This window comes from Streptomyces sp. NPDC005151, from assembly GCF_053599875.1.
The window spans coordinates 158,541-183,900 of record NZ_JBSFYR010000003.1; the positions used below are offsets into that span (position 1 = coordinate 158,541).

Consider the following 25,360-nt stretch of genomic DNA (forward strand, 5'->3'; position numbering starts at 1 on the left):
CAGCCTTTCACAGCAGGTTCGCACGGCACGGAGCCCGGGACGGGCGGCGGTCAGCAGCCGTCGTATCCGGCGGTCGGCATGGAGAGCCTGCGGTGCACGCTCGCCTTCGTACGGGAGCTGTACGACGGCTCGTCGAAACCGGCGAACTCCAGGCGTACGCCTCGCCGCTCGCACTCCGCGGCGAACTCCGGCACCGAGGTGAGTGCCCGGGCGAGCACCCGGTCGTTGGCCGCCACGAAGAGTTCGACGTCGCCGTCGTCGACATCCGCCCACAGAGCGTGGTGGTCGGGGCGCAGCCCGTAGAACCGCAACTGCCGCGTGACGACATAGCCCTTGTCCGCGGCCCAGCGGGCGCACATGGCGTGCTGGCTGCGCGTGTCCACGAGGAACGGGTCGCTGTCGAGCTCCTCCAGCGGCGTGAGACTGGCGATGGCCGCCACCCGTACGTCCTCCATGGGCGTTCCCCCCGTGCTAGGCGTACAAGCGACCTTACCCCTCCGACTCCCGTACAAAAAGGCGCATGTCAGGACGGGCGGAGTACGTGCCGGCACACACATGCGTCCCCGGCGCCGGGCGGGACCCGGGGCGGGGGCGCATGGTGCGCCGGCCGACCGCGATCCGGCGTCGACGGGGGCGCCGGCGGAGGTCTGGCCGGCGATCCACGCAGCGGGGGCGCTGGGGCTGACGGACTGAGGGCGCCTCTTCGGTTCAGCGGCCGGACGCATCCGCCCCCACCCGCTCCGGCACTACGCTCAAGGGACTGGAACAGAGAGCCACGACGGACGGGAGACAGACGGTGCCGGTGGAAGTCACCTGGTGGGGTCATGCCACCTGCACCATCGAGGACTCCGGAGTCCGTGTCCTGACCGACCCTCTCTTCGTACGCCGCTTCGCGCATCTGCGCCGTCGCCGGGGTGCGCTCCCGGGCCCCGAGGCCACCGTCGCGGACGTCGTCCTCGTCTCCCATCTGCACTCCGACCACCTGCATCTGCCGTCGCTGGCCCGTCTCGCCCCCGGCACCCGGCTGATCGTGCCGGTGGGCGCCGTCCGTTCCGTACCGGGACTGCGGACACTGCGCCTCGTGCGCGAACTGCGGATCACCGAGGTGGCGGCGGGGGACGAGGTGCGCGTCGGTGAGCTTCTGGTACGGGCCGTCCCCGCGCAGCACGACGGCCGGCGGCTCCCGGTGGGCCCGCACCGCTCCCCCGCCCTGGGCTATGTCGTCGAGGGCGAGGCCCGCACGTACTTCGCCGGGGACACCGGGCTGTTCGACGGAATGGCAGAGGCGGTCGGCCCGGTGGATGTGGCGCTGCTGCCGGTCGGCGGCTGGGGCCCGTATCTCGGCCACAGTCATCTGGACGCGGGCCGGGCCGCACAGGCGCTGGCCCGGCTGGCGCCGCGCTCGGCCGTGCCGGTGCACTACGGCACGTACTGGCCGATCGGGATGGACGGGGTCCGGCCGCACGAGTTCCACTCACCGGGTGACGAGTTCGTCCGGCAGGCGGCGCTGCTGGCGCCGGACGTTGCGGTGCACCGGCTGACCCACGGCGAGCATGTGCGGCCGGAGGCCGCCAGGTGATCCCGGAGGTCGTGGGGCAGCTGCCCCCTGAGTCGACGCAGCAGGCCGTCGGCTATCCGTCCCTGTTCCTGCTGGTGGCGCTGGGTGCACTGGTGCCCGTGGTGCCGACGGGGGCGCTGGTGAGTTCGGCGGCCGTGGTGGCGTTCCACCAGACGGACCCGTTCGCGCTCCTGGTGGTGTTCGGGGTGGCGTCGTCGGCGGCGTTCCTCGGGGACATCTGTCTGTACTGGCTGGGGCAGCGCGGGGTGCGGTCGAAGAACGGCTCGAAGTGGCTGCGGGCGATCACTGACCGGGCGGCGCCGGAGCGGCTTGCGCAGGCGCAGCAGAAGCTGGACGAGCACGGCGCGGTGGTGCTGGTGCTGTCGCGGCTGGTGCCGGCCGGGCGGATTCCGGTGATGCTGGCGTGTCTGCTGGGGCGCATGCCGCTGCGGAGGTTCGCGCGTGGGGACATACCGGCCTGTCTGGCGTGGGCGGCGACGTATCAGCTGATCGGCATTCTGGGCGGTTCGCTGTTCCCGGAGCCGTGGCAGGGCGTGGTCGCGGCGGTCGGTCTGACGCTGCTGATCAGTGGTTCTCCCGCGGTGTGGCGCAGGATGCGGGCCCGGTTCAGCCACTGATGCCCCGGGGCGCCCGGGGGGTGTGCGGGGTGCGGTGCGTCCGCGGGGTGCGGGGTGTCTGCGGGGCATGGGTCCCGTCCAGCAGCCGGGAGCCACCGATCGGCAGGTCCCACAGGTGTTCGCGCGGATGTCCGGCACGCTGCCAGGCGGTACGGAGCCGGGTGAGCGGTTCGAGTACGGGCTCCGCGGAGAGCAGGAACGTCGCCCAGTGCATCGGCGCCATCGCGCGGGCGCCGAGATCCTCGTACGCCTGCACGGCCTCTTCCGGGTCGGTGTGCACGTCGCCGAGCCACCAGCGCGGTTCGTACGCCCCGATCGGCAGCAGGGCCAGATCGATCCCGGGGTGGCGGCGGCCGATCTCCGTGAACCAGTGCCCGTAGCCGCTGTCCCCGGCGAAGTAGACCCGCGGCCCGTCGCCGCTATCGATGGCGTTGACGACCCAGCCGCCCCACAGGGAGCGGCAGGTGTCGGTGAGGGTCCGCTTGGACCAGTGGTGGGAGGGCACGAAGTCGAAACGGACTCCGCGCAGCACCGCCGACTCCCACCAGTCGAGCTCGGTGACGAAGGAGAAGCCGCGGCGACGGCACCACTGGCCGAGCCCGGCGGGGACGAACAGCGGGGTGTCGCGCGGCAGCCTGCGCAGGGTGGGGGCGTCGAGATGGTCGTAGTGGTTGTGGCTGATGACGACCGCGTCGACGGGCGGCAGGTCCTCCCAGCGGACACCGACGGGCGTGATCCTGGCGGGTGTGCCGAGGACGCGGCGGGACCAGACGGGGTCGGTGAGGATGGTCAGCCCGCCTGTGCGGATGATCCAGCTGGCATGCCCGGCCCAGGTGACGGAGGTCGTGCCCGCGTCGGTGGCGGGCAGCGGTTCGGGGGCGTACGGCAGCCGGTGGATGCCGCGCAGCCCCTCCGCGTTGGGCCGCATGGCGCGCTCACGGGCCAGCCTGGGCATGCCCCTGACACCCGGGAGCGGGGCGGTGAGCCGGTCGGCGAAGCCGGCGGGCCAGACCCGCACCTCACCGAGGGGGCGCGGCGAGACGATCTCGCCGAGGGGGGCCGAAGGCGCGGCCCCGGCATCGGAGCGCTCGGTCTGTTCCGTCATCGAAGGACTCCCGTCCCGGAAGGCGTCGTCGGTACGTCAGCGCTCACGTATGCCAGTGCGTCGTCGGCACATCGGCGCGTACGTCATCGGAGTTCGGTTCCTCATCGGAGTTCGTCGAGGGCTGCTCCGAAAATGCTCAGCGCTCGGGCGACATGCGGCAATTTCAGGGGCTCCACCGCAGTGAGCGACTCCATCTGCTCCTCCGGGGTTGATCCGAGCAGCGGTCCGGTGCCCAGCCGCACCCGCAGCGCGCCCAGTTCGTCCCCGAAGCGGTGGCCGCCGGGAGTGGGCGCGCCGAGGCGTTCGGTGAGGTACTCCTCCAGTTCCAGGGAGTCCGTGACGCCGCGGGTGGCCAGCCGGGCCCGGAGCGGCCCCAGGTCGGCGTAGAGATGGCGGCCCGCCTGCGGAGGCCGGGCCAGCGCACCCGAGGCGAGCACCGCCCGGTGGGCCGCGGCGGCGACCTGCGCCTGCAGCGCGGCGGCCCGGCGGACCCGGGCTGTGACGGCCTCCGGTTCGGTCAGCGCATGGGCGGCCGCGGCGGCGACCGGGCCCGCGACGAGGGCGCCCAGGGCGGTGAGGATGTCGAGGGTACGGGCGTGCCGCACCGCCGCCCGTTCGGTGTGCGGGAATCTGGCGACCGCGACCGGCCAGGCGGACGGGGTCAGCGCCCCGGCAAGATCACAGACGACGGTGACGTCGTCGGGGCACATCTCGGCGGGGCTGAGCAGGACCGTGTCGTGGGGGCGGTGGAGGGTGTCGCGCCAGGTCTCGTCGCTGACGATGTGCATCCCCTCGGCGACGGCTGCCTCGCACGCCTCGCGGACGAGTTCCGGTGGGGCGACGGTGGCGGTCGGGTCGTCGACGACGGAGATCAGCAGCAGCCGGGGCCGGCCGCCTTCGGCACGCACCCTTCGCACGGTCTCCAGCAGTGCGTACGGGTCGGGCACGCCACCGCACTCGGCCGGGGTCGGCACATGGTAGGCGGGCCTGCCGAGCAGCCGGGCCTGCGGGATCCAGGTGGCGGGACAGGGGCGCGGCGTGAGGACATCACCTCCGTGCGCGGCGATCAGGGCGAGCAGCAGTGGCGAGGCGCCGGGGGCGGCGGCGATGCACTCCGGTCCGCCACGCAGCCCGCGCCGGGTCCAGTAGGCGGCGGCTGCCTCGCGCAGGGGTTCGCCACCACCGGTCGGTTCGGGCTCGCTGCGCCCGGCTGCCGCGGCGAGCACACGGGCCAGCTCGGGCAGCACGGGCAGCCCCGGATCGGGGGCGGGCGGCCCGTAGCGTACGGGCCCCCGATCCTCCCGAGGGGTCCACGGGGCACGCCCGGCATCCCCTCCCGGCCCGGCCTGCTCGGTCCGCTCCCGCGCCATCCCGGGTCTCCTTCGCTGCCGCTCTGTCACCCTGTCCGGCTCCGGCTCGCCCTGCCTTGTGCCGTCTCGCTCTCAAGGCCCTTTATACGGAGATTTGAGCGACACCGCCCGGCAGATTCGCCCGTGCGCCGACCCGGGGTCACGGCCGGACCGTCCGAGCAGGGGCCGTACCGATGCGCTAGTGCCGCGAGCGGGTGCGCCGGGGGCGGCTGGCCCTCGATCTGCTCGCCCGGCACGGAGCCGGCGGGAACATGTCCCCGCTCGGCTCCCGGCTGCCGGGAGCACTGCGCCGTTTCGCGGGCGAGTAGCCAGGAACGGGGCGATTCCTTCGGGGATCGCCCCCATCCGCTTCAGCCCGCGAAGGCAGTCCCCGGCATCCCCTGTCCCGCATCCGGCAGCACCAGCAGCGAACCGGACAGCGGATGCGGGAAGGCGATCCCCGTCCGGGCCGTGGAGATATACAGGTCGCGCAGGTCCGCACCGCCGAACGCGCAGGCGGTCGGGCGCCGTACCGGCAGTTCGACGGTCCGGTCCAGTGCGCCGTCCGCCGTGTAGCGGCGCAGCGCGGCGCCGTCCCAGAGGGCGACCCAGACGCCTCCCTCGGCATCGACCGTCAGCCCGTCCGGGAAGCCCGACCCCTCCTCGACGGTGGCGAACGTCCGCCGGTTCACGGCGTGTTCGCCGTCGAAGTCGAAGACGTCGATCCGGCGCGTCGGGGTGTCGATGTAGTACATGAGCCGCCCGTCGGGGCTCCATCCGGTGCCGTTGCTGCACGCCACCAGAGGCAGCACCGGGGTGACCGTGCCGTCGGGCGCGACGCGGGTGAGGCTGCCGCCGGTGGTGCGCGGCAGCTGGAGCCTGCGGGTGACCTCGGGCGCGGAGAGTGTTCCGTCCCCATGGAGGAAGAGTTCGAGTACGTCCAGGGTCCGTGTCACCGCAGGGACGAGTCGCCCCATGCTCGTGCACCCACCTCTCATGTTCGATACTCCGACCAGTGGCCGGAATCGCGAACACACGCTAATCACAGCGCACTTGCCACGGCAATGCCGTCGACCCGGTCCAATACCCTGCCGGTACGCCGATGTGACCCGTTTACCGCCTCTTCGTCACACCCGCCGGCCGAGGAGTGCGAGCAGCTGGGTCTGCGGGTCGGCGTCCTCCTCGGTCCTGACGGCCGGGGCGAACAGACCGGTCTGCGAAAGCCCCTTCGCATACGGTCCGACCTCGCGCCGCGTGAACGCGACCAGATCCTCCGGCAGCCGCTCGCCGGCACCGATCGCCCGGGCCAGGTCCCAGGAGTGCACCACCGCGTCGCTCACCATCTGCGCACAGTACGCGTCAGCGGCGGTGTCCCCGTACGACAGGTTCACGGTCCGCCTGAACGCCCCCGGTGCCGCGAACGCCTCGCGCGCCCCTGCCGCCGCACGGTCCCAGACGGCAACGGGGTCGTCGCCCAGCACATCACCGTCGTAGGCGTCACCGACCTCGGCGACCGTACGCCCTTCCGTGACCAGCGGCGGGACCCACAGTTGCTCGGACGTGAGATGGGCGACCAGATCGCGGACGGACCACTCGGTGCACGGCGTCGGCGCGGACCACTGGTCGTCGCGCACGGCGTGCACCCGGTCCGTGAAGAGCTGGAGCGCCTCGGAGTGGCGGTCGAGCAGGTCGCGGCCGGAAGAGGAGTGAGATGACATGTGACCACTGTCTCCGTACGGGGAGCCGCGCGCGAGCGCGCCTGCTGCTTCGCCCCGGCCGAAAGGGGTATCCGCACTCACATGTCGTCACCGAGCAACGCATTCTCCGCCCCCTCACCCACCGGACTCCGCACCTGGCTGCACCGGCGCGATCTCGCCGTCTTCCGGAGCGTGGCCGGCCGGCACTGGCCGGGCGCCGGCCGCGTACTGCCACGGCTCAGCCGCAGCGCCGATCACGGGCTGCTGTGGTTCAGCGCCGCGGCGGGCATGGCGGCCCTCGGCAGCAGCGCCCGGGCCCGGCGCGCCGCGCTCCGCGGGGTGGCCTCGCTGGCCGTGGCCTCGGCCGCGATCAACACCGTGGGGAAGGGCGTGGTGCGCAGGGAGCGGCCGGTACTGGACGCCGTTCCGGTGATACGTCGGCTCACCCGCCAGCCGTTCACCACCTCCTTCCCGTCCGGGCATGCCGCGTCGGCGGCGGCTTTCGCGACGGGTGTCGCCCTCGAATCGAAGGGCTGGGGCGCGGCGGTCGCCCCGCTTGCGCTGGCCGTCGCCGCCTCCCGCGTCTATACGGGGGTCCACTATCCGAGTGATGTGCTGGCCGGTGCCGCACTCGGCACAGGAGCCGCGTTCGCGCTGCGCGGTGTCGTGCCGACGCGTGGACAGCTGCCCGCGCCGGGCAGACCGCCCGCCCACGCGCCCGCCCTGCCGGGCGGCCGGGGCCTGGTGGTCGTCGTCAATGAGGAGTCCGGCTCGGCGACGGCCACGGCCTCGCTGGTACGGGACACGCTGCCGCTCGCCGAGGTGGTGGAATGCGCGCCCGGCGAGCTCGCCGACGAGCTGGAGAAGGCAGCCGGACAGGGCCGTGCGCTCGGGATCTGCGGGGGCGACGGCACGGTCAACAGCGCCGCCGCGGTCGCCGCCGCGCGCGGTGTGCCGCTCGCGGTGTTTCCCGGCGGGACCCTCAACCACTTCGCCTACGACCTGGGTATCGAGACGGTGGACGACGTGTGCACCGCGCTGATCGCGGGCGATGCGGTACGGGTGGACCTGGGCCGCTTCCGGCCGGGCCCGGACGGGCCGGGCGGTGCACCCGGCTATTTCCTCAACGCTTTCAGTCTGGGCGCCTATCCGGAGCTGGTACGGACCCGCGAGCGCTGGGCGCCGCGCATCGGTGGCTGGCCCGCAGGCGTCGTGGCGGCGCTCCACGTGCTGCGCGGCGAACGCCCACTGGAGGCCGAACTTCAGGGCAAGCGGCAGCCGTTGTGGCTGCTGTTCGTGGGCAACGGCCTGTTCCGGCGGGTGGGCTCGGCGCCGGGCCGGCGCCACAACCTCGCGGACGGACTGCTGGACGTCCGGGTGGTGCACGGCGGCCGCACGCCCGGCCTTCGTCTCCTCGCGGCTGCGGTCGCGGGCCCCTTGACCCGCTCCCCCGTTCATGCGGCGGTACGGCGTCGCCAGGTACGGATCGCCGGCCTGACCCCGGGAACGCCTTACGCATACGACGGCGAAGTGGCGCACAGTCAACGGGAGTTGGTGATCGACAAGTTGCCGGAGGCGCTGACCGCCTACTGCCCGATGCCTGTGTGAGCCCTTGGTGGTGAGTCCAGATATCAAGACGCCTATCTCACTATCCGACATCTCAGCGTACGGTTGGCGCATCGCTCAGCGCTTCGCATCACGCTCCGAGAGAGGACGCACAGCCATGCCGAAGGAGACCGCCGTCTACACCCACGGCCACCACGAATCGGTACTGCGCTCGCACCGCTGGCGCACTGCCGCCAACTCCGCGGCCTATCTGATCGGCGAACTCCGGCCCGGCATGGCGGTGCTGGACGTCGGCTGCGGTCCCGGCACCATCACCGCGGATCTGGCGGCACTGGTCGCTCCCGGCAGGGTGACCGCCGTCGACACCGCCCGCAAGATCCTGGACCAGGCCGCCGAGGTCGCCGACGAACGCGGCCTGGACAACGTCGAGTTCACCACCGCCGATGTGCACTCCCTGGACTTCCCCGACGACTCCTTCGATGTCGTGCACGCCCACCAGGTGCTGCAGCACGTGGGCGACCCGGTGCAGGCACTGCGCGAGATGCGGCGGGTCTGCCGTCCCGGCGGCATCGTCGCGGCCCGCGACAGCGACTACGCGGCGATGACCTGGTACCCGGACATGCCCGTCATGGACGCGTGGCAGGAGCTGTACGGACGAGTGGCCCGCGCCAACGGCGGCGAGCCGGACGCGGGCCGGCGACTGCTCTCCTGGGCCCGGCAGGCCGGCTTCACCGACATCACCCCGTCTGCCGCCGCCTGGTGTTATGCCACGCCGGAGAACCGCGCCTGGTGGAGCGGACTGTGGGCGGACCGCACGGTCGGCTCGGTGTACGCGAAGCTGGCCGTGGACGGCGGCCACGCGACCGCCGAGCAGCTGACCGACATCGCGGCGGCCTGGCGCGCCTGGGGCGAGCAGGTCGACGCATGGTTCATGGTCCCGCACGGCGAGGTGCTCTGCCGCGCCTGATACCGCCGAGGACTGGCAGGTGGAATCGATCACATCGGTCCGACCCTCCAACTACCCTGTCCCGCATGGAAATTCTGGGAACCACGCTGCGTATCTGCGTCGATGACCTGGAGGCCGCGGTGGCCTTCTACGAGGACCTCACGGCCAGTTCGGCGCTGCGCTTCGAGCGCGGCGGGGTCTCGGTCGCCGCGATCAGCTGCTTTCTGCTGATGAGCGGCCCCGAGTCGGAGCTTGAGATCCTGCGCAAGGTGACGGCGACGATCGCGGTGAAGAATGTCGACGACGCCCACGAGGCCCTCGTCCGGGTCGGCGCCCGGATCGTCGCGGGCCCGGTGCCGACTCCGGTCGGCCGGAACCTGATCGCCGTCCATCCGGACGGCTCGGTCTTCGAGTACGTCGACCGGAACCTGCCCGTCTGACCCGGCAGGTTCCGGTCACGGCGCCCCCTATTGCGACTCCGTGCCCACGTGCGTCAGCACCTCGTCCGCCAGTTCGCGCGTGGGCCGCTCGCCGTCCAGGAGCACCGTCCCGGCCCGCAGCGTGTCGACCGCGGCCACGCACTGCGCGATCTGCGCCTTGCCCCACCGCCGGGCGGCCTCGTCGCGTACGGGGTCGTCCGGGGCGACGACCCGGGCATCGAGCCGTTGCTCCAGGACATCGGCGGGCACCTCGAGGAAGAAGTGATGAACCCTCACTCCAGCTGATTCCAGGGCTCCGAAGATCTCGTCCGCGTACTGCGGATCGACGACGGTCATCGGGGCCAGGACGGGCCGCCCGTACTCCTCGACCAGCCCGATGCCCATCAAGGCCACCTGCCTTCGCCACAGCGGCAGATGCTGGAAGTTGCCCCTCGGGACCTCCACGATGTCCCGCAGGACGTAACCGATCTGCTCGGGATCGTAGACGAGGGCCTCGGGCCACCGCCGGTGCAGTTCGGCCACCAGTGTGGTCTTGCCGCTGCCGAACGCCCCGTTCACCCAGACGATCACGCGCCGCTCCTCTCCTCGGTACGCCCGGTCAACTCTTCGGGCGCATCCGGTAGTTGTACACATCGGGCAGCGGGTCGTCGGTGAGCGCGGACCACACCTCGTCCAGGATCTCCGCCCCCTCCCGCAGGTCCGCGACCTCGAAGCCCTCGTCGAAGACGGCACGGGCGGCAGCGCGATCGCCCTCGGCCAGCAGAAGTCGGGCCTCCAGCAGGCGGAACCGGCCGCGCTGCTGGATCGCCGGGCGCAGCCCGGTCCAGACCGTCCGCGCGTCCTCGGTCCGCCCGGCCGCCAACAGCGCCTCGATCGCCTCGCGGCCGAGAGCGGTGGTGGCTGCCGTCCAGGCATCGCCGTCGTCCCGGCGCTCCGCGCACAGGTCACCGAACGCCTCGGTGTAGAGGTCGGCGGCCCGGTCGCGCTGGCCGCCGTCCTGGGCGGCTACGGCCAGGCAGCGCAGCAGCGGCCAGCGGGACGGAGCGAGGGCGAGACCGCGTTCCCAGCTGCGGACCGCCTGGGCGCGGTCGCCGGCGTGCCACTGGGCGACGCCGAGGTGGTACTCGGTGAGGGGTTCGGCGGCTGCCGTCTCCAGCATGTCGCGCCAGTGCGTGGAGACCAGCGACGGTCCTGGTGGCGCCACGCGGCGTGGTTCGGGGAAGCCGCCCCGGTCGAGCAGGTGCAGCCAGGGCGCCTGCTGCTCGCCCAGGGTGGACTCGGCGAACGGCGTGCCGGGGAGCTTGTATCCGGAGCGCCGGACTTCGAGGGCGCCCCAGCCGGAGCCGGTGGCGAGGGACTCGCCGGGCTCTGTGTCGGCGTACGGGCGCCAGGCCGCGTACGCGGCATCGACGTCGGCCCGCGGCAGCGCTTCGGCCAGTCGTTGTTCGGTCTCGGCGCGGGCCGCGGTCCAGTCGTCGCCGTGCACGACCCGGGGGTCCACGGACAGCGGACCGTAGGACTCCAGCCAGCTGAACTCGGCGCCGGGTTCGAGCGGGATGTGCTCCAGCTGGGTGCGGGCCAGTCCGGCCTGGATCTCCGCGTAGCCGACGGTGCCGGGTTCGGTGAGCCACTGCTGCCAGCGGCGTCCGCCTGGCCCGTTGCCCCAGACGAAGAGCTTGCGGCCGCGCAGCAGGTCGGTGGAGGTCTGGACGAGGCCCTGGCCCTCGGCGTCGAGGGAGGCGATCCAGCGGCGGGCGCCGTCGGGCACTTCGTAGAAGTAGTCGGCGGGGAAGTCGCTGAGCAGCGGGTACGTACGGTCGACGGAACCGGTCTCCGGGACGGAGACCCGGGTCAGTGTCCGTTCGTAGCCGAAGTGCCAGGCCTCGTCGGCAGGGGCCAGGACCCGGGTGCGTTCGCCTTCCGGGACGGCGATGTTGGACCACCAGTAGACGGGCGCGGTGTGCTCGTGCGGGTTGCGTATCCGTACGCCGACATGGAGGAAGTCGGAGTCCTCCGGCAGCCACAGATCCACCTGGAACGGGAGGTCGCGCAGCCGCTCCCACTCCCAGAGCCGGACCATCTCCCCGCCGTCGGGGGCAGGGACACGGGCGGCATGCACCGGGGCGCAGGACAGCGTGGTGTGACCCGTGGCGCCGATGTTCCACTCGATGCCGCCGGAGAACCAGGCGCCGTTGAGCGCGAAGTCGGCGGGCTGCAGGACGGGGTTGGTGTAGAGCAGTTCGCGGCCGGTCGGCTTGTGGTGGAGGGAGTGGATCCGGCCGCCGAGCCCGGGCAGGACGGTGGCCCGCAGCCGGTCGTTCTCGATGATGATCGCGTCCAGGCCGGTGGGCGTGCGCTCGCGCCCGTACCCGTCGAGGATGCGGACCGGCAGGACGGTGCCCAGCGGCTCGTAGCCGATCTGCCGTGCCATGTCACGCGGCAGTCCTGCGCGGGCCCGGTCGTCGACGACATGCATCTCGTCGAGCGGCCGCAGCGCCGGCAGCGGGTTCTCCGGGCCCAGCGGTGCGGCGGGCAGAGTCAGTACGGCACGTCGTACGGTCGTGGCCAAGGCAACCTCGCTCCCTCGCGCGGGCCGCCGCAGGTCCGGGCGCCCCCCGATGACCATGGAACACGCTGGAAGCCGCCCCGACCAGGGGCGCAGCCGTCAGACTTCGGCAAAAGCCGCCACCAGCAGGTCGGCGAGCAGTGCTCCGGCGGTGCCGTCGGGGTCGAGATCGGGGCCGGCCGGCTTGTAGCAGCCGGGGACGGTGCCGGGAGCGGGCGGCCGCAGCCCGAGGTTGGACGGGGCGTCGACGACGGCAATATTCCGCATGCCGCTCGTCCTCGCCGCCGTAGCCTTGCTCCTCAACGACTCATGCGATGAAGGCGGCAGGACACGATGAGTACCCAGCACACCTACCGAGTGATCGTCCGCGGCACCTTTGACGGCCTCACGGACGAGGCGCGCGCCCGACTGCTGGCCGAGGTCGAGCAGCACGGCCTGGCGGCGATGCAGTTCACCGAGGAGGGTTCACTCACCTACGACGCGGTGCTCAAGCACTTCAGCTCCCGGTACGTGGTCGTGTCGGACGCCGAGGACGGCGAGGAGATGGCGTCGGCGATCGCCGAGGACCGGGCGGCGACAGCGCTGAAGGAGTACGGCTACGGCTTCGGCCAACTGCGCTCCACCGCCACGGACATGGACACCATGAAGATCAATTACAAGGGGCGGCGCGCGGCGGGCTCGGTGTGACGCGGCATCGAGAGCCGCCGAACGGGCTCTGATCCGGAATTGCACGTCTTCCGCCTCTGTCACGGGCTTTCCTGCTCGCGCACCGGATCGTCCCACGTCGCGCGCATACGCCACGGAGCCGGCCGGGATCAGCCGTGCCTCACGGCCTGTGGAGGTCCTGGCTGAGGAAACAGTGGGCTGCGATGCGACTGGTGGGAAACCCGAACCGGACGTCCGTGAGCAGGCCGACGATGCCGTGACGCCGCCCCCAATTGCCGGCCGGTCCAAAGCGGAATGAGGCCGCCACAGATCGGTTGCGTGCACCGCATCGCCCTTGGCCCAGTCCACAAGATCCACGCCGAGAACGCCGGGGACGAACAGTTCGAGGTACCCGTCGAAGCTGCCTGGCCCGAACTGATCCACGACCTCCTTGCAGTCGCTCGGCAGGGGCGTGCCCAGGGCGGCCTCGGGGATTCCTGACGAGGGGCGCCGCCGCTCGGGCGGCGCCCCTCCGGGTCAGCCCACGGGCAGGGTCAGGGCAGCGGTGTGGAGCTTGCCGCCGGTCTGGAACTGCAGGAACAGCCGCCAGTTGCCCGAGGTGGGCAGTTCGGCGTGGAAGGCCAGGTCGGGGCCACCGTGGTCACCGTTCACCTTGGTGGTCGGGTGAAGGTGGGCGAATGCGGCGTCGCCCTCGTGGAAGGCCGTCAGGTGGGCGTAGGTGTCCAGGTAGGGCTGCAGATCGGTGACCGGCTCGCCGTCCTTGGACACGGTGACGGTCAGCGGGTGCGCCATACCGGCCATCGGCTCGCCCTTGACGGTGACGGTGTACCCGTCGGCCTCCGCGCTGCCGGCCCCTGCGGGCAGCGGGGTCTTCGTGGTTGCCCCGGGGACGGTGACGGTGCGGCTCAGGACGAAGTCCTTGCCCTTCCCGGCGCCGGTGTCCGGGGTGAAGGAGGCGAACATGCGCCAGGAGCCGGGGGCGAGGGAGGTGAGGCCGGCGGTCCAGGTGCCGTCGGCGGCCATGACCGGGTGGATGTGCTGGAAGCCGGTCAGGTCCGAGCGGATGGCGTAGAAGTGCATCCGCTTGGTCTGGTCGACGGCGAAGTCGGTGACCGGCTTGCCGTCCGGGCCATTGACCGTGAACCGGTACGCGGCCCGCTTGCCGGAAGGCAGGGTCGCGTCGTGGGGGGTGAGGCGGTAGCCGTCCTTGTTGTCGGACAGGCCGTTGCCGGCGGCCATGTGGTCCATGCCGGGCATGTCACTCATCGAAGGCGACGCGCTGTGCGAAGAGGAAACCGAGGCATTCGCGCCGTGGTCCATGCCGGGCATGGACGAGGAGTCGCTGGAGGAGCCGCACGCGGCCAGGGTCAGCGCGAGGGCCACTGCGGTGCCGGCCGCCGCGACGGCGCGGCGACGCATGGTGAAACGGGAAGAGGCGAACATGAGAGCGAGTCTTTCCGGGTGGGCGCACCACGCCGGTGGCGCGCGGGAAGGGCAGGACACGGGACCGGCCCGGTCAGTGACCGGGGTTCGGCGCGGTGCCTGTCACGTCCGCGCGACGCACACCTGGATGAGGAGATCTCGCCCGCCGGCCGGCGGCCCGCGCCGCCGTGTCCAGCCGGTGGCCGCCCGCAAACCCGCCGGGAACCATACGGCCGGCAGTGCGACAGCGGCGTACAGGCCGGCCGTCGGCAGCGGGTTCCGCTCGTGTGCGGGGGTCGAGACGCACTGCACCCCGCGCATCCCCGAACCGTCACCGGCCCGGGCGGCCTGAGCACTCTGTGCGGTGGTCGGCAGCGCCGCTGAGGTCATCGTCGGAGCGGCGTGGCCGTCGTGCATGGGCACGGTGACAGAGGGCATCGCACCGTGGCAGCCCTCGGCGGCTGCGGCCGGCGCGCCGTGCATGAGGAACAGACCGAGCAGGACGGCACCGACCGCGATGAGCCGGGCGCTGCCCCGCTCGCTCGGTTGTCCGATGCTCACTGCCGCTCCTTTCCTCCGCGTTGCTGCGCGCCTGTAGCCGCCGACCCGTACGACAATACCCCGGCCGGGTACCTGGGGTATCTCAGCCCGTCGGATGCGGGCGATGAGTGCGTACCGTTCGTCGTCGACCGGCCCGCCCCACATGATGCCGAGGTCAGGTGGCCCAGTGGTGGGCGAGGGCGGCGTGGGGGTCGCCGTCGTCGGCGGTGTGGTCGGTGTGCACGGTGGCGCCGACCAGGCGGGGGACGGCGTGGATGAGGGCGTGCTCGGCCGTGACGGCCAGGGCGTGGGACTCGACCACGGTGAGCTGCGGGTCGACGACGATGTCGGCCTCGGCGCGCAGCGCATGGCCGATCCACCGCATGCGGACCTGCCCGATGTCGCGGACGCCGTCCACGGCGCGCAAAGCGGTTTCGGCGGTGTCGACCAGGGCGGGGTCGACGGAGTCCATCAACCGCCGGTAGACCTCGCGGGTGGCATCCTTCAGCACCATGAGGATCGCGACGGTGATGAGCAGCCCGACGATCGGGTCGGCTGCCCGCCATCCGAGTGCCGCGCCGCCGGCGCCGAGGAGGACGGCGAGCGAGGTGAAGCCGTCGGTGCGGGCGTGCAATCCGTCGGCGACGAGGGCGGCGGAGCCGATCGTGCGGCCGGTGCGGATGCGGCAGCGGGCCACCCATTCGTTGCCGACGAAGCCGACCACCGCGGCGGCGGCGACCGCCCACAGGTGGGTGATGTCGCGGGGCCCGAGGAGCCGGTCGACCGCCTCGTACGCAGCCAGGGCGGCGGATGCGGCGATGGTGAGCACGATGGCGACGCCGGCCAGGTCCTCGGCGCGTCCGTACCCGTAGGTGTAGCGGCGGTTCGCCGCACGGCGGCCCAGGACGAACGCAATGCCCAGAGGGATGGCGGTCAATGCGTCGGCGGCGTTGTGGATGGTGTCGCCCAGCAGCGCGACCGACCCCGACAGCGCGACGACGACCGTCTGGATCACCGTGGTCGCCCCCAGGATGCCCAGGGACAGCCACAGGGTGCGCATCCCCTCCCTGGAGGTCTCCATCGCCGAGTCGACCTTGTCCATGGTCTCGTGACTGTGCGGCGTGACCACATGGGAGACCTGGTGTCGCACCCGCGACCAGCGCGAGCCGTCGCGCTCGTGGCTCTGCGGGTACCCGTGACCGTGGTCATGCCCGTGCCCGGCACCCGGGCCGTCGTGACCATGGTGATGCTGCTGGCTCACAGCGCGCTCGCTTTCGTCGGGCGGCAGGGTGGACGGAGATCCCACCCGCCTATTATGTGCGTATGAATGCACGCATGCATCTATCATCTGCGCAGGGTTCGCAGCCGCGAGAGGTGGGCACTGAGCATTTCCTGGTCGCGGCCGAGGTCCTGGGCGTTCTGGCGGACCGCACCCGCCTGGCGCTGCTGCATGTCCTGGCAGCGAATGAGGCGGACGTCACCTCGCTGGCGGAGGCCGTGGGAGCGGCCCGGCCGGCGGTCAGCCAGCATCTCGCCCGGCTGCGCATGTCCGGGCTGGTGACGACCCGCAAGGAGGGCCGCCGGGTGATCTACACGCTGCCCGACGGGCATCTGCGACGTGTGGTGGCCGAAGCCCTGGAGCTGGCCGATCACCGGCTGGCCGGGCGTGCGCCCCACGCGTGAGGCGCACGCCCGGCCAGGGGCTCAGGCCGCCGCCTGCACCGGTACAGCGGTGGCAGGGTTGAGATGGCCGGTGCGGCGCAGTGCGATCAGTGCCGCCGCGCAACCGCCGCCCACGGCAGCCAGCGCCGCCCAGGGCAGCCACGGTGCGCCCAGGCGGGCGGCGAGGTCGAACAGGGCTCCCACGCCCAGGTTCCCTGCGGCCACCGCGATCCCGGAGACGGTGCTGTACGCGCCGTAGTACGTGGCGACCAGCCGCTCGCCGGACAGCCGGACCAGGGTGTCCATCTCGAACGGGTACAGCAGCGCCGAGCCGACGGCCAGCAGGCACGCGCACAGCACCAGGCCGGCCGTCCCGCCCCAGGCCGACAGGCCGTCGGCCCGATGGTGGGGGCCGAGCAACAGAGGCCGGAAGGCTGCACCCATCAGAACGAGGCCGATCGCGATGGCCTTGGGGGCCTCGAAGCGCTTTCCGGCCCAGGCGGTGAGTCGCAGTTGTCCGGCGACCGAGGTCAGGGCGGAGACCGCGAAAATCACGCCCATGGCGGTGCCGCTGTTGTCACCGAAGAGGGTGCGGGCCTGCAGCGGCAGGGCGAGGTAGGTCTGGAAGGCCAGGAGTTGAAGTGCTCTCCCTCGCGAACGAGGGAGATTCCTGCCTACCTTGCGGTGGCGGGCTTGACGCGACGGGCGCGCCTGACGACTGCCCTTCCGGCAGCCGGGACGAGCGCGAGGCCCATCCGGTACAGGTGAAGGACGTTCATCGATGCGTTGTGGTCGGCGTTGCCGGACCAGCCGCAGTCGGGGTTCTTGCACACGAACAGGGCCTGGTTCTCCCGGCTGCCGGGTGTGGTGCAGCCGCAGGCGGAGCAGCGCTGGGAGGTGCCGGGGGCGGGGACCTTGTGCAGGGTGCCGCCGTGTCGGGCGGTCTTGTACGTCAGCATCATGACGGTTCGGCCCCATGCCTGCCGGCTGATGGCACGGTTGAGGCCGGATTTCTGCGCGACGTTCCTGCCTGGCTGCTCGAGGGTGCCTCTGGCGGACGTGACCATGTTCGTGATGGTGAGTGCTTCGACCACGACCACGCTGTACGTGGCGGCGATGGCGGTCGTGGTCTTGTGCTGCCAGTCGACGGCCCGGCGCTTGGCTTTCGCGCGTAGCCCGGCGATCTGGTCGTAGGTGCGGTGCAGGCGGCGAGACGTCCTCTCGCCGGGCTTGCGGTGCTTCTTGCGCCGGGCGGCCCGCTGCTCCAGACGCAGAAGCCTGGCCTGCTCCGGTTCGGTCAGCCACTCGCCATGGCCGTACGTGGTGCCATCCGAAAGAGCGAGGGGCACGGTGATACCGACGTCGATGCCGACCTCCGGCCCCCGGTGGGGCTCGGGCCGGGCTTCAAGAGTCTGGACGCGGAAGGCGATGTGCCAGCCGAGCGCATCCTTGACCAGCCGCGCCCCGGTGATCCGGTTGTCACCATCGGCCTGTCGGCCCACGGGCAGGTCCTTCGTCCAGCGGAACCGGACCCGGCCGAGCTTGGGAATGCTGACCATCCCCCACCGGCGGTGGACGCGGACGATGTTCAAATCCCGGCCCTGCGGAATGTCCACCGACATCACCGACCGCGAGCGGGCCTTGAAGTCCGGCGCGGCCGCACGCCCTTCCCAGCAGTTCGTCCAGGCCTGGAGGTACGTCTTCAGAACTGCCTGCGCGGCCTGCGCCGCAAGGACGGCGAGGAAGTCGATGTCCTTGCGGGCCTGGCGTATCGCCGCGTCCGCGTTCGCCGGGGTCTGCTTGTCCTTCGGCATCATCTGCCACCACGCGTGCAGCAGATTCCACATCGTGCGTGCCGCATGAGCCTGCTCATCAGCCCCGGCCGAGAGCACCGGGTCCAGCGCCAGCCGGGCACGGTGCCCGAACTGCCGCTTCTCGTACCCGATTTCCACGCTCACGTCGTCACCGTATCATTTGGTTCACCTCACCACGCTGGAACCCGAATCCCGATCTACGCACCGGTTGCCATGTCACATACAACCTTCACGCTCATTTGGTTTTCGTCACCAAGTACCTGCGTCAGGCATTCATGGCAGCCGCCTGCGCCAGTACTCGGCGAAGTCCGCTGCCAGCGCGTCCCCTAAGCGGATGGCATCGACCTGCTCCAGGCCCAAGGGTCTTCCCATGGCATCGGGCCGGCACAGGAGAGGAAGCAAACCGGTCGCCTCCTGCTCGTTCAACAGACGGGGCCACAGCTGTTCGAGGTCGACCTCTGCCACTCTGCAGACGGCTCTTTCCCGACGCCCTCTGATGAGGTTGTCACCCCGTCGGCTTGCATTGCTGTAGAGCAATCAACAGCATCAACTGATATAACGCCAGAAATGGGGACATCCCCAGGCCGTGGGCGGGCCGAGCAGTCCCGCCCCTGATGACTCTGCGGGGTGCCTTGCGCATGTCGGACGTTGCGTACATCGGTCTCACGGTCGTGGTGTTCGCCCTCATCGGTCTGGCTGCCAAGGGGGCTGAACGCCTGTGAGTGCGGACAACATTGTCGGCCTGGTCGTTGCCGCCTGTCTGGTGGTCTATCTGGTCGTCTGCCTGATCTTTCCTGAGAAGTTCTAGGGACGGGCTCAGATGAACGACACCCTCGCCGGCTGGCTCCAGGTGATCGCCCTGGTGGCGGCGCTGGCAGTCTCGTTCCGCCCGTTGGGCGGCTGTATGGCTCACGTCCTGACGACTGGTCATCATTGGCGGGCGGAGCGTCTGATCTACCGGTTGGGTGGAGTGAACGGCGACGCCGACCAGAGCTGGCCGGTCTATCTGCGCAGTGTTCTTGCCTTCTCCGCTGTGTCCGTGCTGTTCCTGTACGGGTTTCTGCGTCTGCAGAACCACTTCCTGCTCTCCCTGGGAATGAAGCCCGTCCCCGCGGACCTGTCGTTCAACACCGCCGCGTCGTTCGTCACCAACACCAACTGGCAGGCCTATTCGGGCGAGTCGACGATGGGCCATCTCGTCCAGATGGCGGGCCTCGCGGTGCAGAACTTCACCTCCTCGGCCATGGGTATCGCCGTGGTCGCCGCACTGATCCGTGGCTTCACCAGGAAGAAGACCGATCGCGTGGGCAATTTCTGGGTTGATCTGACCCGGATCGTCCTGCGCGTGCTGCTGCCCATCGCATTCGTCTTCGCAATCGTTCTGGTGGCCGCAGGTGCCGTGCAGAATTTCCACGGCGTCCACGACATCACCACCATCACGGGAGGTCACCAGAGCCTGACCGGCGGTCCCGTAGCCTCCCAGGAAGCCATCAAGGAACTGGGCACCAACGGGGGCGGCTTCTACAACGCGAACTCCGCCCATCCCTTCGAGAACCCCAATGCCCTCACCAACCTGATCGAGATCTATCTGATGCTGGTGATCTCGTTCTCGCTGCCGCGGACCTTCGGCGCGATGGTCGGCGACCACCGCCAGGGCTACGCGATCCTCGCCGTGATGGGAGTGATCTGGGCTGCCTCGGTCGCCGTCGTGACCGCCAACGAACTGCACACCGTGAGCAGCACGGCCGGGCACGCGGCCGGCGGAATGATGGAGGGCAAGGAGGCACGGTTCGGGATCTGGGCCTCGGCCCTGTTCGCGGTGTCCACCACCCTCACCTCGTGCGGGGCGGTCAACTCCTTCCACGACTCGTACACGCCGGGCGGCGGCGGAATGACGATCTTCGACATGATGCTGGGCGAGATCGCGCCGGGCGGTACCGGCTCCGGCCTCTACGGAATCCTGGTCCTGGCGGTCGTCGCGGTCTTCGTCGCCGGGCTGATGGTCGGCCGTACGCCCGAGTATCTGGGCAAGAAGCTCCGCGGCCGGGAGATGAAGTTCGCTTCGCTCTACATCCTGACCACGCCCGCCCTCGTGCTCGTCGGCGCGGGCCTGGCCATGGCGCTGCCCGGCGAGCGGGCGGCCATGCTCAACACCGGCGCGCACGGGTTCTCCGAGGTCCTGTACGCCTTCACGTCCGCGGCGAACAACAACGGCTCGGCGTTCGCCGGTCTGAGCGCGAACACCGTCTGGTACAACACCACGCTCGGCGTGGTCATGCTGCTCGGCCGGTTTTTGCCGATGGTGTTCGTTCTCGCGCTCGCCGGTTCGCTCGCCGGCCAACAGCCCGTACCGGTCACCGCGGGCACCCTGCCCACCCACCGTCCGCAGTTCGTCGGCCTGCTCACCGGCGTGATCCTCATCGTCGTCGGGCTGACCTACTTCCCGGCCCTCGCACTGGGCCCCATGGCAGAGGGGCTGCGCTGATGTCCACAACCACCGCTTCCGGCCCCACCCGGCCGGGTGCCGGGCCCCGGCAGGACCGGCTCCCGGGCGGGCTGCTGGATCCGAAGCAGCTGCTGAGGTCCTTCCCCGAGGCCCTGCGCAAGCTGAATCCGCGCTCGATGTTCCGTAACCCGGTCATGTTCGTGGTCGGAGTCGGGGCGTTGCTCACCACACTGTCGGCGATCCGGTCACCGAGCGTCTTCGCGTGGGTGATCACCGCATGGCTCTGGCTGACGGCCGTGTTCGCCAACCTGGCCGAAGCCGCGGCCGAGGGGCGCGGCAAGGCACAGGCGGAGACGTTGCGCCGAACCAAGACCACCGTGACGGCCCGGCGTCTCACCGGCTGGCGGCCCGGCGCGACCGACACTGCGGAGGAGGAGGTGCCGGGTGCCGGCCTGCGGCTGGGTGACCACGTGGTCGTCGAGGCCGGGCAGACGATCCCGGGCGACGGCGACGTGGTGGAGGGCGTCGCAAGCGTCGACGAATCCGCCATCACGGGCGAGTCGGCGCCGGTGATCCGCGAGTCCGGCGGCGACCGGTCGGCGGTCACGGGCGGCACGAAGGTGCTCTCGGACCGGATCGTAGTGAAGATCACCTCGAAGCCGGGAGAGACCTTCATCGACCGGATGATCGCCCTCGTCGAAGGAGCCGCCCGCCAGAAGACGCCGAACGAGATCGCCCTCAACATCCTTCTGGCGTCCCTCACGATCGTCTTCCTGATCGCCGTGGTGACCCTGCAGCCGTTCGCCGTCTTCGCGGGGGCCGAGCAGACCATCGTCATCCTCGTCGCCCTCGTCGTGGCACTGATCCCGACGACCATCGGCGCACTGCTCTCGGCGATCGGCATCGCCGGCATGGACCGGCTCGTCCAGCGCAACGTGCTGGCGATGTCCGGACGCGCTGTGGAAGCCGCGGGCGACGTCAACACCCTCCTCCTCGACAAGACCGGCACCATCACGCTCGGCAACCGCCAGGCCGCCGAATTCCTGCCGGTGCACGGGGTGGGTGTCAACGAACTCGCGGACGCCGCCCAGCTGTCCTCCCTCGCCGACGAGACACCCGAAGGCCGCTCGATCGTCGTCCTCGCCAAGCAGCAGTACGCGCTGCGCGGGCGCAGCGAGGGCGAACTGAACCGGGCCGAGTTCGTCCCCTTCACCGCTCAGAGCCGTATGAGCGGAGTCGACCTCAACGATCCGCAAGAGCACCGTTCACTGCGCAAGGGCGCGGCGACCGCGGTGATGCGCTGGATCCGCGACAACGGCGGCCACCCCACCGCCGATGTCGGCCAGATCGTCGACGGCATCTCCGCGAGCGGCGGAACCCCGCTCGTCGTCGGCGTCGTCTCCCGGGACGACGGTACGCAGACCGCTCGTGTGCTGGGCGTCATCCACCTCAAGGACGTCGTCAAGTCAGGCATGCGCGAACGCTTCGACGAACTGCGGCGCATGGGCATCCGGACCATCATGATCACCGGGGACAATGCGCTCACCGCACGCGCCATCGCCCAGGAAGCCGGTGTGGACGACTTCCTCGCGGAAGCCACGCCCGAGGACAAAATGGCTCTGATCCGGCGCGAGCAGGAAGGCGGGAAACTCGTCGCCATGACCGGCGACGGCACGAACGACGCCCCGGCCCTGGCCCAGGCCGACGTCGGCGTGGCGATGAACACCGGCACGTCGGCCGCCAAAGAGGCCGGGAACATGGTCGACCTCGACTCCAACCCGACCAAGCTCATCGAGATCGTCGAGATCGGCAAGCAACTCCTCATCACCAGAGGCGCGTTGACGACCTTCTCGATCGCCAACGACGTCGCGAAGTACTTCGCGATCATCCCCGCGATGTTCGCGAGCGTCTACCCGGGCCTCGACTGGCTCAACATCATGCGTCTGCACAGCCCCACATCGGCGATCACCTCCGCGATCCTCTTCAACGCACTGATCATCATCGCATTGATCCCGCTGGCACTGCGCGGCGTGCGCTACCGGCCGTCCTCCGCCCCCCGACTCCTCAGCCGCAACATCTGGATGTACGGGCTCGGCGGCCTGCTCATGCCGTTCGCCGGCATCAAGCTCCTCGACCTGGTCATCCAGTTCATTCCCGGCCTGCGCTGACGAACGGCCCGACGAGAGGACAAGGCGACCCCCATGGCGTCCACCGCTCTTCCCTCCGTACTCCGCCACCATCTGGCGGCCCTGCGGATGCTGCTCGTGTTCACCGTCGTCACGGGCCTCGCATATCCCCTGCTCGTCACCGGCATCGCTCAGGCCGGCCTCCCCCACCGGGCCAATGGATCACTGCTCACCACAGACGGCAGCCCCGTGGCCTCCCGCCTGATCGGCCAGAACTTCGCCCTGCCCAAGAGAAACCCCCGCGACGCGCACGAGGCTCTGCGCCCGGATCCCGCATGGTTCCAGCCCCGCCCGTCCACCGGTGGCTACGACCCCATCAACTCCGGCGCCTCCAACCTCGGCCCGAACAGCACCGCACTGATCAAGGCCGTCCGGCACCGCCGCGCCGCCATCGCGGCCTTCGACGGCGTGCCCCCGGCGTCCGTCCCCGCGGACGCCCTCACGGCCAGTGGCTCCGGACTCGACCCGGCGATCTCCCCCCAGTACGCCTATCAGCAGGTCGACCGCATCGCAAAAGCCCGGCACCTCGCCCCCGCGCAGGTCAGGAACCTGGTCAACCAGCATGTCCAGGGACGCGTGCTGGGGTTTCTCGGGACGCGGCACGTCAACGTCCTCGAGCTCAATCACGCGCTTGCCGGGCTGACAGGCCAGGCGGTTCCGGCCTTCGGGCCCGCACGCGGCTGACGGTGTCGAATGCCGCCCCGACCTGTTTGGCGCGTTCCGGATCCTCTGGCCCATGACACGCAGCGACGAACGCGGTCGCAGACGCAACGAGACGTCCATCGCCAGCACCAAGCGGCCGTCAGCCCCCCTCGGCAACGGCACCGATGCAAGGCTCGCCGGCTTACGACCTCGGGAGAAATTGAGTTCGAGGTGCGCCGGCATGGTGTTCGGCTGGTGGTTAGTCAGTAGGCGGGGGCGAGGACAAGTTCGGTGCTTGTCCGTGGGCGGCTGGGACGCTTGGCGGCTCTGTCGGAGACCAGGCAGGCGATCGCGATGTGGGTTTCGGCATACGTTTCACGGCGGCCTGTGAACCGCCGGAGCGGAGCCCACTGCCGCAGTTCGGCGTTGGTGTGCTCGACGCAGATCCGGGCCGAGGACTGGCGGCGCCGCGCCTCGCGCCAGGCGTATTTGTCACCGGCGCAGGCTTCGTCCGTCGGCTTCTTCGGCGGGGCGCTAACCTGACGGGGAAACTCCTTGGCCAGCCCCTGATACCCGGAATCGACCCTGGCTTTCACACGGGGGCGATGGCGGAACTGCTCGGCAATGCCCTCGCTGCGGACCGCTGTCTGATCATGCATACGGCCCGGCCGCACGACTCCGGACAACAGCAAGCGTCCTTGGCCGTCGCTGAACGTCGTCGTCTTGAGCGTGTTCTGCCTGCGCTTGCCTGAGACGAATGCCCGGCGGCCGGGCCGGCCCGCCTGCGGGCGGCGGACCTGCGTCTCCGCCCCGTCCATCCGCAGCTCGACCTCCTCGGCCTCGGCATAGGCGAAGACGTCCTCCAACGTCTTCAGCCTCAGGCCGGGCCGGTCGGGGACGGCGAACCCCCGGGCCGCGAGCAGGTTACGGACCTGGCGGATCGCGGCGGAGACAGTGGAGCGGTCCACGTCAAAGAACTCGGCCAGGACCGCGTGCGGCAGCCCGTGCCGCAGGTGGACGAGGGTGACCAGCAGCCGGTCGGCCAAGAGCAGTTTCGGCTTGCGTCCGGCACCCACCGATCGGCGCCGGGGGCCGCCACGCTGATCACGTAGCGCGGACTCGCGCGCTGCCGCCCATGGAGACGCGAGTTCTTCGAGCAACTCGCCAAAATGTGCGCGGGAGACACCGGACAGGGCAGGATGGGAGCAGGCCGCACGGGCCCAGGTCAGCTTCACAACTCACCTAACTCGTGCGGCCCTTCTCATGTCACGCCGCAGTTTCGTATGACCGACCTGCGGTGACAGAGCCGATCCGGTCAGCTGTCGATCGGCAGCAGCTTCTTGATCGCTGCGACGGCGGTCTGCGGTTCGTCGGCGTGGCAGCGGATCGTATGAACCTCCGCGCGCCGCCCCCACAGGCTCACGGTGGTGACTGGTTGGGCCAATTCGACAGTGATCGAAGTTTGCGACGCGATAGCCACGTCCAGTACGCCGTCCTCGGACTTGTTGGCGTCCGGGAAGCGGAGGTCGTAACGAGCGGACGCGATCCGTTCCAGCGGTATCCGCAGATCAAGCCGCGTACCGCGCCGCACCCGCAGCCCGCCCGGCCCCACGACGTGTGGGCGTGTGACGGCGGCGGCGTGCAGCCCCAGCACCAGAAACACCGTGTAGAGGTCGAGAAGCAGCATGACCAGGTGGGCGACCGGATACGCGGCGAGCATGAAGGACACCCCGACCGTCTCGACCACGAACACGAAAACCAGCCCATACGCCGTTGACGCCTGAGCACGCGCATACCCGACAGCGATGTCCGCGTCCCCGACTCCGTTCGAGCGCCGAGCCACCCACAGTCCGAGGCTCGCCATCCACCGCCCCTCGTGTGCCGCCAGCCGTCTCGTCTGTGTGATGAGTACCCCGATCCCCATGTGTCTCAGTGAATCAGAAGGACCCTCGAATTCCTCCCCAAGTCGTTACCTGACGGCTCGCTTCACGGCGCTGCGGGACTTTTATGCGCAGGCGGCTGAGCCTGGATCCACCGGCTTGATGTCTGTGGACAGTTTCTCGGGGAACGAAGAAGTGCCTTGTGACCTGCGATGATGGGGTTTCTCTAGGACCACA

Annotated in this window: 25 protein-coding genes and 3 pseudogenes; 11 read left to right on the plus strand and 17 right to left on the minus strand. The window is 70.5% G+C overall.

What is annotated here, in order from left to right:
• Positions 1-50 precede the first annotated feature (50 nt).
• Positions 51-455 (minus strand): hypothetical protein, encoded by a 405-nt coding sequence (locus tag ACWD6R_RS03665; RefSeq protein ID WP_451817187.1) that lies wholly within the window; start codon positions 453-455, stop codon positions 51-53.
• Between the two features lie 341 nt (positions 456-796).
• Between ACWD6R_RS03665 and ACWD6R_RS03670 the strand changes: the two genes are divergently transcribed.
• Together ACWD6R_RS03670 and ACWD6R_RS03675 are read left to right on the plus strand one after the other, a co-directional pair.
• Positions 797-1,579: an MBL fold metallo-hydrolase gene (locus tag ACWD6R_RS03670; RefSeq protein ID WP_451817188.1), complete on the plus strand. Its 783-nt coding sequence runs from the start codon at positions 797-799 to the stop codon at positions 1,577-1,579.
• On the plus strand, positions 1,576-2,196 hold the full coding sequence (locus tag ACWD6R_RS03675; protein WP_451817189.1) for a DedA family protein: 621 nt from the start codon (positions 1,576-1,578) through the stop codon (positions 2,194-2,196). Before ACWD6R_RS03670 ends, ACWD6R_RS03675 begins: the two co-directional genes overlap by 4 nt.
• Here the strand turns inward: ACWD6R_RS03675 and ACWD6R_RS03680 are convergent.
• The 5 genes and pseudogenes from ACWD6R_RS03680 to ACWD6R_RS03700 form a co-directional block, all read right to left on the minus strand.
• A complete protein-coding gene (locus ACWD6R_RS03680; protein WP_451817190.1) occupies positions 2,186-3,301 on the minus strand; it encodes an MBL fold metallo-hydrolase in 1,116 nt (371 codons plus the stop codon). The two genes, ACWD6R_RS03675 and ACWD6R_RS03680, sit on opposite strands and share 11 nt — an antisense overlap.
• 101 nt (positions 3,302-3,402) lie before the next feature.
• Positions 3,403-4,671 (minus strand): aminotransferase class I/II-fold pyridoxal phosphate-dependent enzyme, encoded by a 1,269-nt coding sequence (locus ACWD6R_RS03685; RefSeq protein ID WP_451817191.1) that lies wholly within the window; start codon positions 4,669-4,671, stop codon positions 3,403-3,405.
• Between the two features lie 350 nt (positions 4,672-5,021).
• Positions 5,022-5,507 (minus strand): annotated as a pseudogene (locus ACWD6R_RS03690) (SMP-30/gluconolactonase/LRE family protein); the annotation flags it as partial.
• Positions 5,508-5,519: 12 nt separating this feature from the next.
• Positions 5,520-5,648, minus strand: a pseudogene (locus tag ACWD6R_RS03695) (IclR family transcriptional regulator); the annotation flags it as partial.
• A gap of 129 nt (positions 5,649-5,777) precedes the next feature.
• Positions 5,778-6,368, minus strand: a complete 591-nt coding sequence (locus tag ACWD6R_RS03700) for a TIGR03086 family metal-binding protein (RefSeq protein WP_451817192.1) — start codon at positions 6,366-6,368, stop codon at positions 5,778-5,780.
• 81 nt (positions 6,369-6,449) lie between these two features.
• Between ACWD6R_RS03700 and ACWD6R_RS03705 the strand changes: the two genes are divergently transcribed.
• The 3 genes from ACWD6R_RS03705 (at position 6,450) to ACWD6R_RS03715 (ending at position 9,299) form a co-directional block, all read left to right on the plus strand.
• Positions 6,450-7,955, plus strand: a complete 1,506-nt coding sequence (locus tag ACWD6R_RS03705) for a phosphatase PAP2 family protein (protein ID WP_451817215.1) — start codon at positions 6,450-6,452, stop codon at positions 7,953-7,955.
• Between the two features lie 115 nt (positions 7,956-8,070).
• Complete coding sequence (locus ACWD6R_RS03710; RefSeq protein ID WP_451817193.1) at positions 8,071-8,880, plus strand: methyltransferase domain-containing protein; 810 nt, start codon at positions 8,071-8,073, stop codon at positions 8,878-8,880.
• A 65-nt stretch (positions 8,881-8,945) separates the two neighbouring features.
• Positions 8,946-9,299, plus strand: coding sequence for a VOC family protein (locus tag ACWD6R_RS03715; RefSeq protein WP_393305398.1), 354 nt, complete (start codon positions 8,946-8,948; stop codon positions 9,297-9,299).
• 27 nt (positions 9,300-9,326) lie between these two features.
• Here ACWD6R_RS03715 and ACWD6R_RS03720 read toward each other — a convergent pair whose 3' ends face one another.
• The 3 genes and pseudogenes from ACWD6R_RS03720 to ACWD6R_RS03730 all read right to left on the minus strand — a co-directional run.
• Complete coding sequence (locus ACWD6R_RS03720; protein ID WP_451817194.1) at positions 9,327-9,869, minus strand: AAA family ATPase; 543 nt, start codon at positions 9,867-9,869, stop codon at positions 9,327-9,329.
• A 28-nt stretch (positions 9,870-9,897) separates the two neighbouring features.
• On the minus strand, positions 9,898-11,868 hold the full coding sequence (locus ACWD6R_RS03725) for a DUF5107 domain-containing protein (protein ID WP_451817195.1): 1,971 nt from the start codon (positions 11,866-11,868) through the stop codon (positions 9,898-9,900).
• Between the two features lie 171 nt (positions 11,869-12,039).
• Positions 12,040-12,132: pseudogene (locus tag ACWD6R_RS03730) on the minus strand (arginase family protein); the annotation flags it as partial.
• A gap of 66 nt (positions 12,133-12,198) precedes the next feature.
• Between ACWD6R_RS03730 and ACWD6R_RS03735 the strand changes: the two are divergent.
• Positions 12,199-12,552, plus strand: a complete 354-nt coding sequence (locus ACWD6R_RS03735; protein WP_451817196.1) for a DUF6204 family protein — start codon at positions 12,199-12,201, stop codon at positions 12,550-12,552.
• Between the two features lie 495 nt (positions 12,553-13,047).
• On the opposite strand, the gene ACWD6R_RS03740 is transcribed toward ACWD6R_RS03735, so the two are convergent.
• From ACWD6R_RS03740 to ACWD6R_RS03750, 3 genes are all read right to left on the minus strand, one after another.
• A complete protein-coding gene (locus tag ACWD6R_RS03740) occupies positions 13,048-13,974 on the minus strand; it encodes a hypothetical protein (protein WP_451817197.1) in 927 nt (308 codons plus the stop codon).
• A gap of 102 nt (positions 13,975-14,076) precedes the next feature.
• Positions 14,077-14,514 carry a hypothetical protein gene (locus ACWD6R_RS03745; protein WP_451817198.1) on the minus strand — a complete coding sequence of 146 codons (438 nt, stop codon included), beginning with the start codon at positions 14,512-14,514 and terminating at the stop codon, positions 14,077-14,079.
• Between the two features lie 154 nt (positions 14,515-14,668).
• Positions 14,669-15,643, minus strand: coding sequence for a cation diffusion facilitator family transporter (locus tag ACWD6R_RS03750; RefSeq protein ID WP_451817216.1), 975 nt, complete (start codon positions 15,641-15,643; stop codon positions 14,669-14,671).
• Positions 15,644-15,828: 185 nt separating this feature from the next.
• Between ACWD6R_RS03750 and ACWD6R_RS03755 the strand changes: the two genes are divergently transcribed.
• Positions 15,829-16,176 (plus strand): ArsR/SmtB family transcription factor, encoded by a 348-nt coding sequence (locus ACWD6R_RS03755; RefSeq protein WP_451817199.1) that lies wholly within the window; start codon positions 15,829-15,831, stop codon positions 16,174-16,176.
• A 21-nt stretch (positions 16,177-16,197) separates the two neighbouring features.
• On the opposite strand, the gene ACWD6R_RS03760 is transcribed toward ACWD6R_RS03755, so the two are convergent.
• The 3 genes from ACWD6R_RS03760 to ACWD6R_RS03770 all read right to left on the minus strand — a co-directional run bounded on the left by ACWD6R_RS03760 (position 16,198) and on the right by ACWD6R_RS03770 (position 18,434).
• Positions 16,198-16,716 carry a hypothetical protein gene (locus ACWD6R_RS03760; protein ID WP_451817200.1) on the minus strand — a complete coding sequence of 173 codons (519 nt, stop codon included), beginning with the start codon at positions 16,714-16,716 and terminating at the stop codon, positions 16,198-16,200.
• 113 nt (positions 16,717-16,829) lie between these two features.
• On the minus strand, positions 16,830-18,062 hold the full coding sequence (locus ACWD6R_RS03765; protein ID WP_451817217.1) for an RNA-guided endonuclease InsQ/TnpB family protein: 1,233 nt from the start codon (positions 18,060-18,062) through the stop codon (positions 16,830-16,832).
• 180 nt (positions 18,063-18,242) lie between these two features.
• Positions 18,243-18,434: a hypothetical protein gene (locus ACWD6R_RS03770; RefSeq protein ID WP_451817218.1), complete on the minus strand. Its 192-nt coding sequence runs from the start codon at positions 18,432-18,434 to the stop codon at positions 18,243-18,245.
• 253 nt (positions 18,435-18,687) lie between these two features.
• On the opposite strand from ACWD6R_RS03770, the gene kdpF reads away from it, so the two are divergent.
• The 4 genes from kdpF to kdpC are packed head-to-tail and all read left to right on the plus strand — an operon-like array spanning position 18,688 to position 23,285.
• On the plus strand, positions 18,688-18,777 hold the full coding sequence (gene kdpF / locus ACWD6R_RS03775) for a K(+)-transporting ATPase subunit F (RefSeq protein WP_451817201.1): 90 nt from the start codon (positions 18,688-18,690) through the stop codon (positions 18,775-18,777).
• A 12-nt stretch (positions 18,778-18,789) separates the two neighbouring features.
• Positions 18,790-20,454 carry a potassium-transporting ATPase subunit KdpA gene (gene kdpA / locus ACWD6R_RS03780; RefSeq protein WP_451817202.1) on the plus strand — a complete coding sequence of 555 codons (1,665 nt, stop codon included), beginning with the start codon at positions 18,790-18,792 and terminating at the stop codon, positions 20,452-20,454.
• Complete coding sequence (kdpB, locus tag ACWD6R_RS03785; protein WP_451817203.1) at positions 20,454-22,583, plus strand: potassium-transporting ATPase subunit KdpB; 2,130 nt, start codon at positions 20,454-20,456, stop codon at positions 22,581-22,583. The genes kdpA and kdpB overlap by 1 nt, the downstream gene beginning before the upstream one ends.
• Before the next feature lie 33 nt (positions 22,584-22,616).
• Complete coding sequence (gene kdpC / locus ACWD6R_RS03790; protein WP_451817204.1) at positions 22,617-23,285, plus strand: potassium-transporting ATPase subunit KdpC; 669 nt, start codon at positions 22,617-22,619, stop codon at positions 23,283-23,285.
• A 221-nt stretch (positions 23,286-23,506) separates the two neighbouring features.
• On the opposite strand, the gene ACWD6R_RS03795 is transcribed toward kdpC, so the two are convergent.
• Both ACWD6R_RS03795 and ACWD6R_RS03800 read right to left on the minus strand, forming a co-directional pair.
• Positions 23,507-24,478 carry a transposase family protein gene (locus ACWD6R_RS03795; protein WP_451817205.1) on the minus strand — a complete coding sequence of 324 codons (972 nt, stop codon included), beginning with the start codon at positions 24,476-24,478 and terminating at the stop codon, positions 23,507-23,509.
• 80 nt (positions 24,479-24,558) lie between these two features.
• Positions 24,559-25,107 carry a hypothetical protein gene (locus tag ACWD6R_RS03800; RefSeq protein ID WP_451817206.1) on the minus strand — a complete coding sequence of 183 codons (549 nt, stop codon included), beginning with the start codon at positions 25,105-25,107 and terminating at the stop codon, positions 24,559-24,561.
• Positions 25,108-25,360: the final 253 nt, after the last annotated feature.

What these genes read in the sequence shown, in the direction of transcription:
- ACWD6R_RS03685 (WP_451817191.1), bottom strand. Translation starts at nt 4,671, where the DNA reads ATGGCGCGGGAGCGGACCGAGCAGGCCGGGCCGGGAGGGGATGCCGGG.
- kdpB (WP_451817203.1), top strand. Translation starts at nt 20,454, where the DNA reads ATGTCCACAACCACCGCTTCCGGCCCCACCCGGCCGGGTGCCGGGCCC.
- ACWD6R_RS03740 (WP_451817197.1), bottom strand. Translation starts at nt 13,974, where the DNA reads ATGTTCGCCTCTTCCCGTTTCACCATGCGTCGCCGCGCCGTCGCGGCG.
- ACWD6R_RS03800 (WP_451817206.1), bottom strand. Translation starts at nt 25,107, where the DNA reads ATGGCGAGCCTCGGACTGTGGGTGGCTCGGCGCTCGAACGGAGTCGGG.
- ACWD6R_RS03665 (WP_451817187.1), bottom strand. Translation starts at nt 455, where the DNA reads ATGGAGGACGTACGGGTGGCGGCCATCGCCAGTCTCACGCCGCTGGAG.
- ACWD6R_RS03755 (WP_451817199.1), top strand. Translation starts at nt 15,829, where the DNA reads ATGCATCTATCATCTGCGCAGGGTTCGCAGCCGCGAGAGGTGGGCACT.
- ACWD6R_RS03680 (WP_451817190.1), bottom strand. Translation starts at nt 3,301, where the DNA reads ATGACGGAACAGACCGAGCGCTCCGATGCCGGGGCCGCGCCTTCGGCC.
- ACWD6R_RS03715 (WP_393305398.1), top strand. Translation starts at nt 8,946, where the DNA reads ATGGAAATTCTGGGAACCACGCTGCGTATCTGCGTCGATGACCTGGAG.
- ACWD6R_RS03710 (WP_451817193.1), top strand. Translation starts at nt 8,071, where the DNA reads ATGCCGAAGGAGACCGCCGTCTACACCCACGGCCACCACGAATCGGTA.
- ACWD6R_RS03760 (WP_451817200.1), bottom strand. Translation starts at nt 16,716, where the DNA reads ATGGGCGTGATTTTCGCGGTCTCCGCCCTGACCTCGGTCGCCGGACAA.
- ACWD6R_RS03735 (WP_451817196.1), top strand. Translation starts at nt 12,199, where the DNA reads ATGAGTACCCAGCACACCTACCGAGTGATCGTCCGCGGCACCTTTGAC.
- ACWD6R_RS03705 (WP_451817215.1), top strand. Translation starts at nt 6,450, where the DNA reads ATGTCGTCACCGAGCAACGCATTCTCCGCCCCCTCACCCACCGGACTC.
- kdpA (WP_451817202.1), top strand. Translation starts at nt 18,790, where the DNA reads ATGAACGACACCCTCGCCGGCTGGCTCCAGGTGATCGCCCTGGTGGCG.
- kdpC (WP_451817204.1), top strand. Translation starts at nt 22,617, where the DNA reads ATGGCGTCCACCGCTCTTCCCTCCGTACTCCGCCACCATCTGGCGGCC.
- ACWD6R_RS03700 (WP_451817192.1), bottom strand. Translation starts at nt 6,368, where the DNA reads ATGTCATCTCACTCCTCTTCCGGCCGCGACCTGCTCGACCGCCACTCC.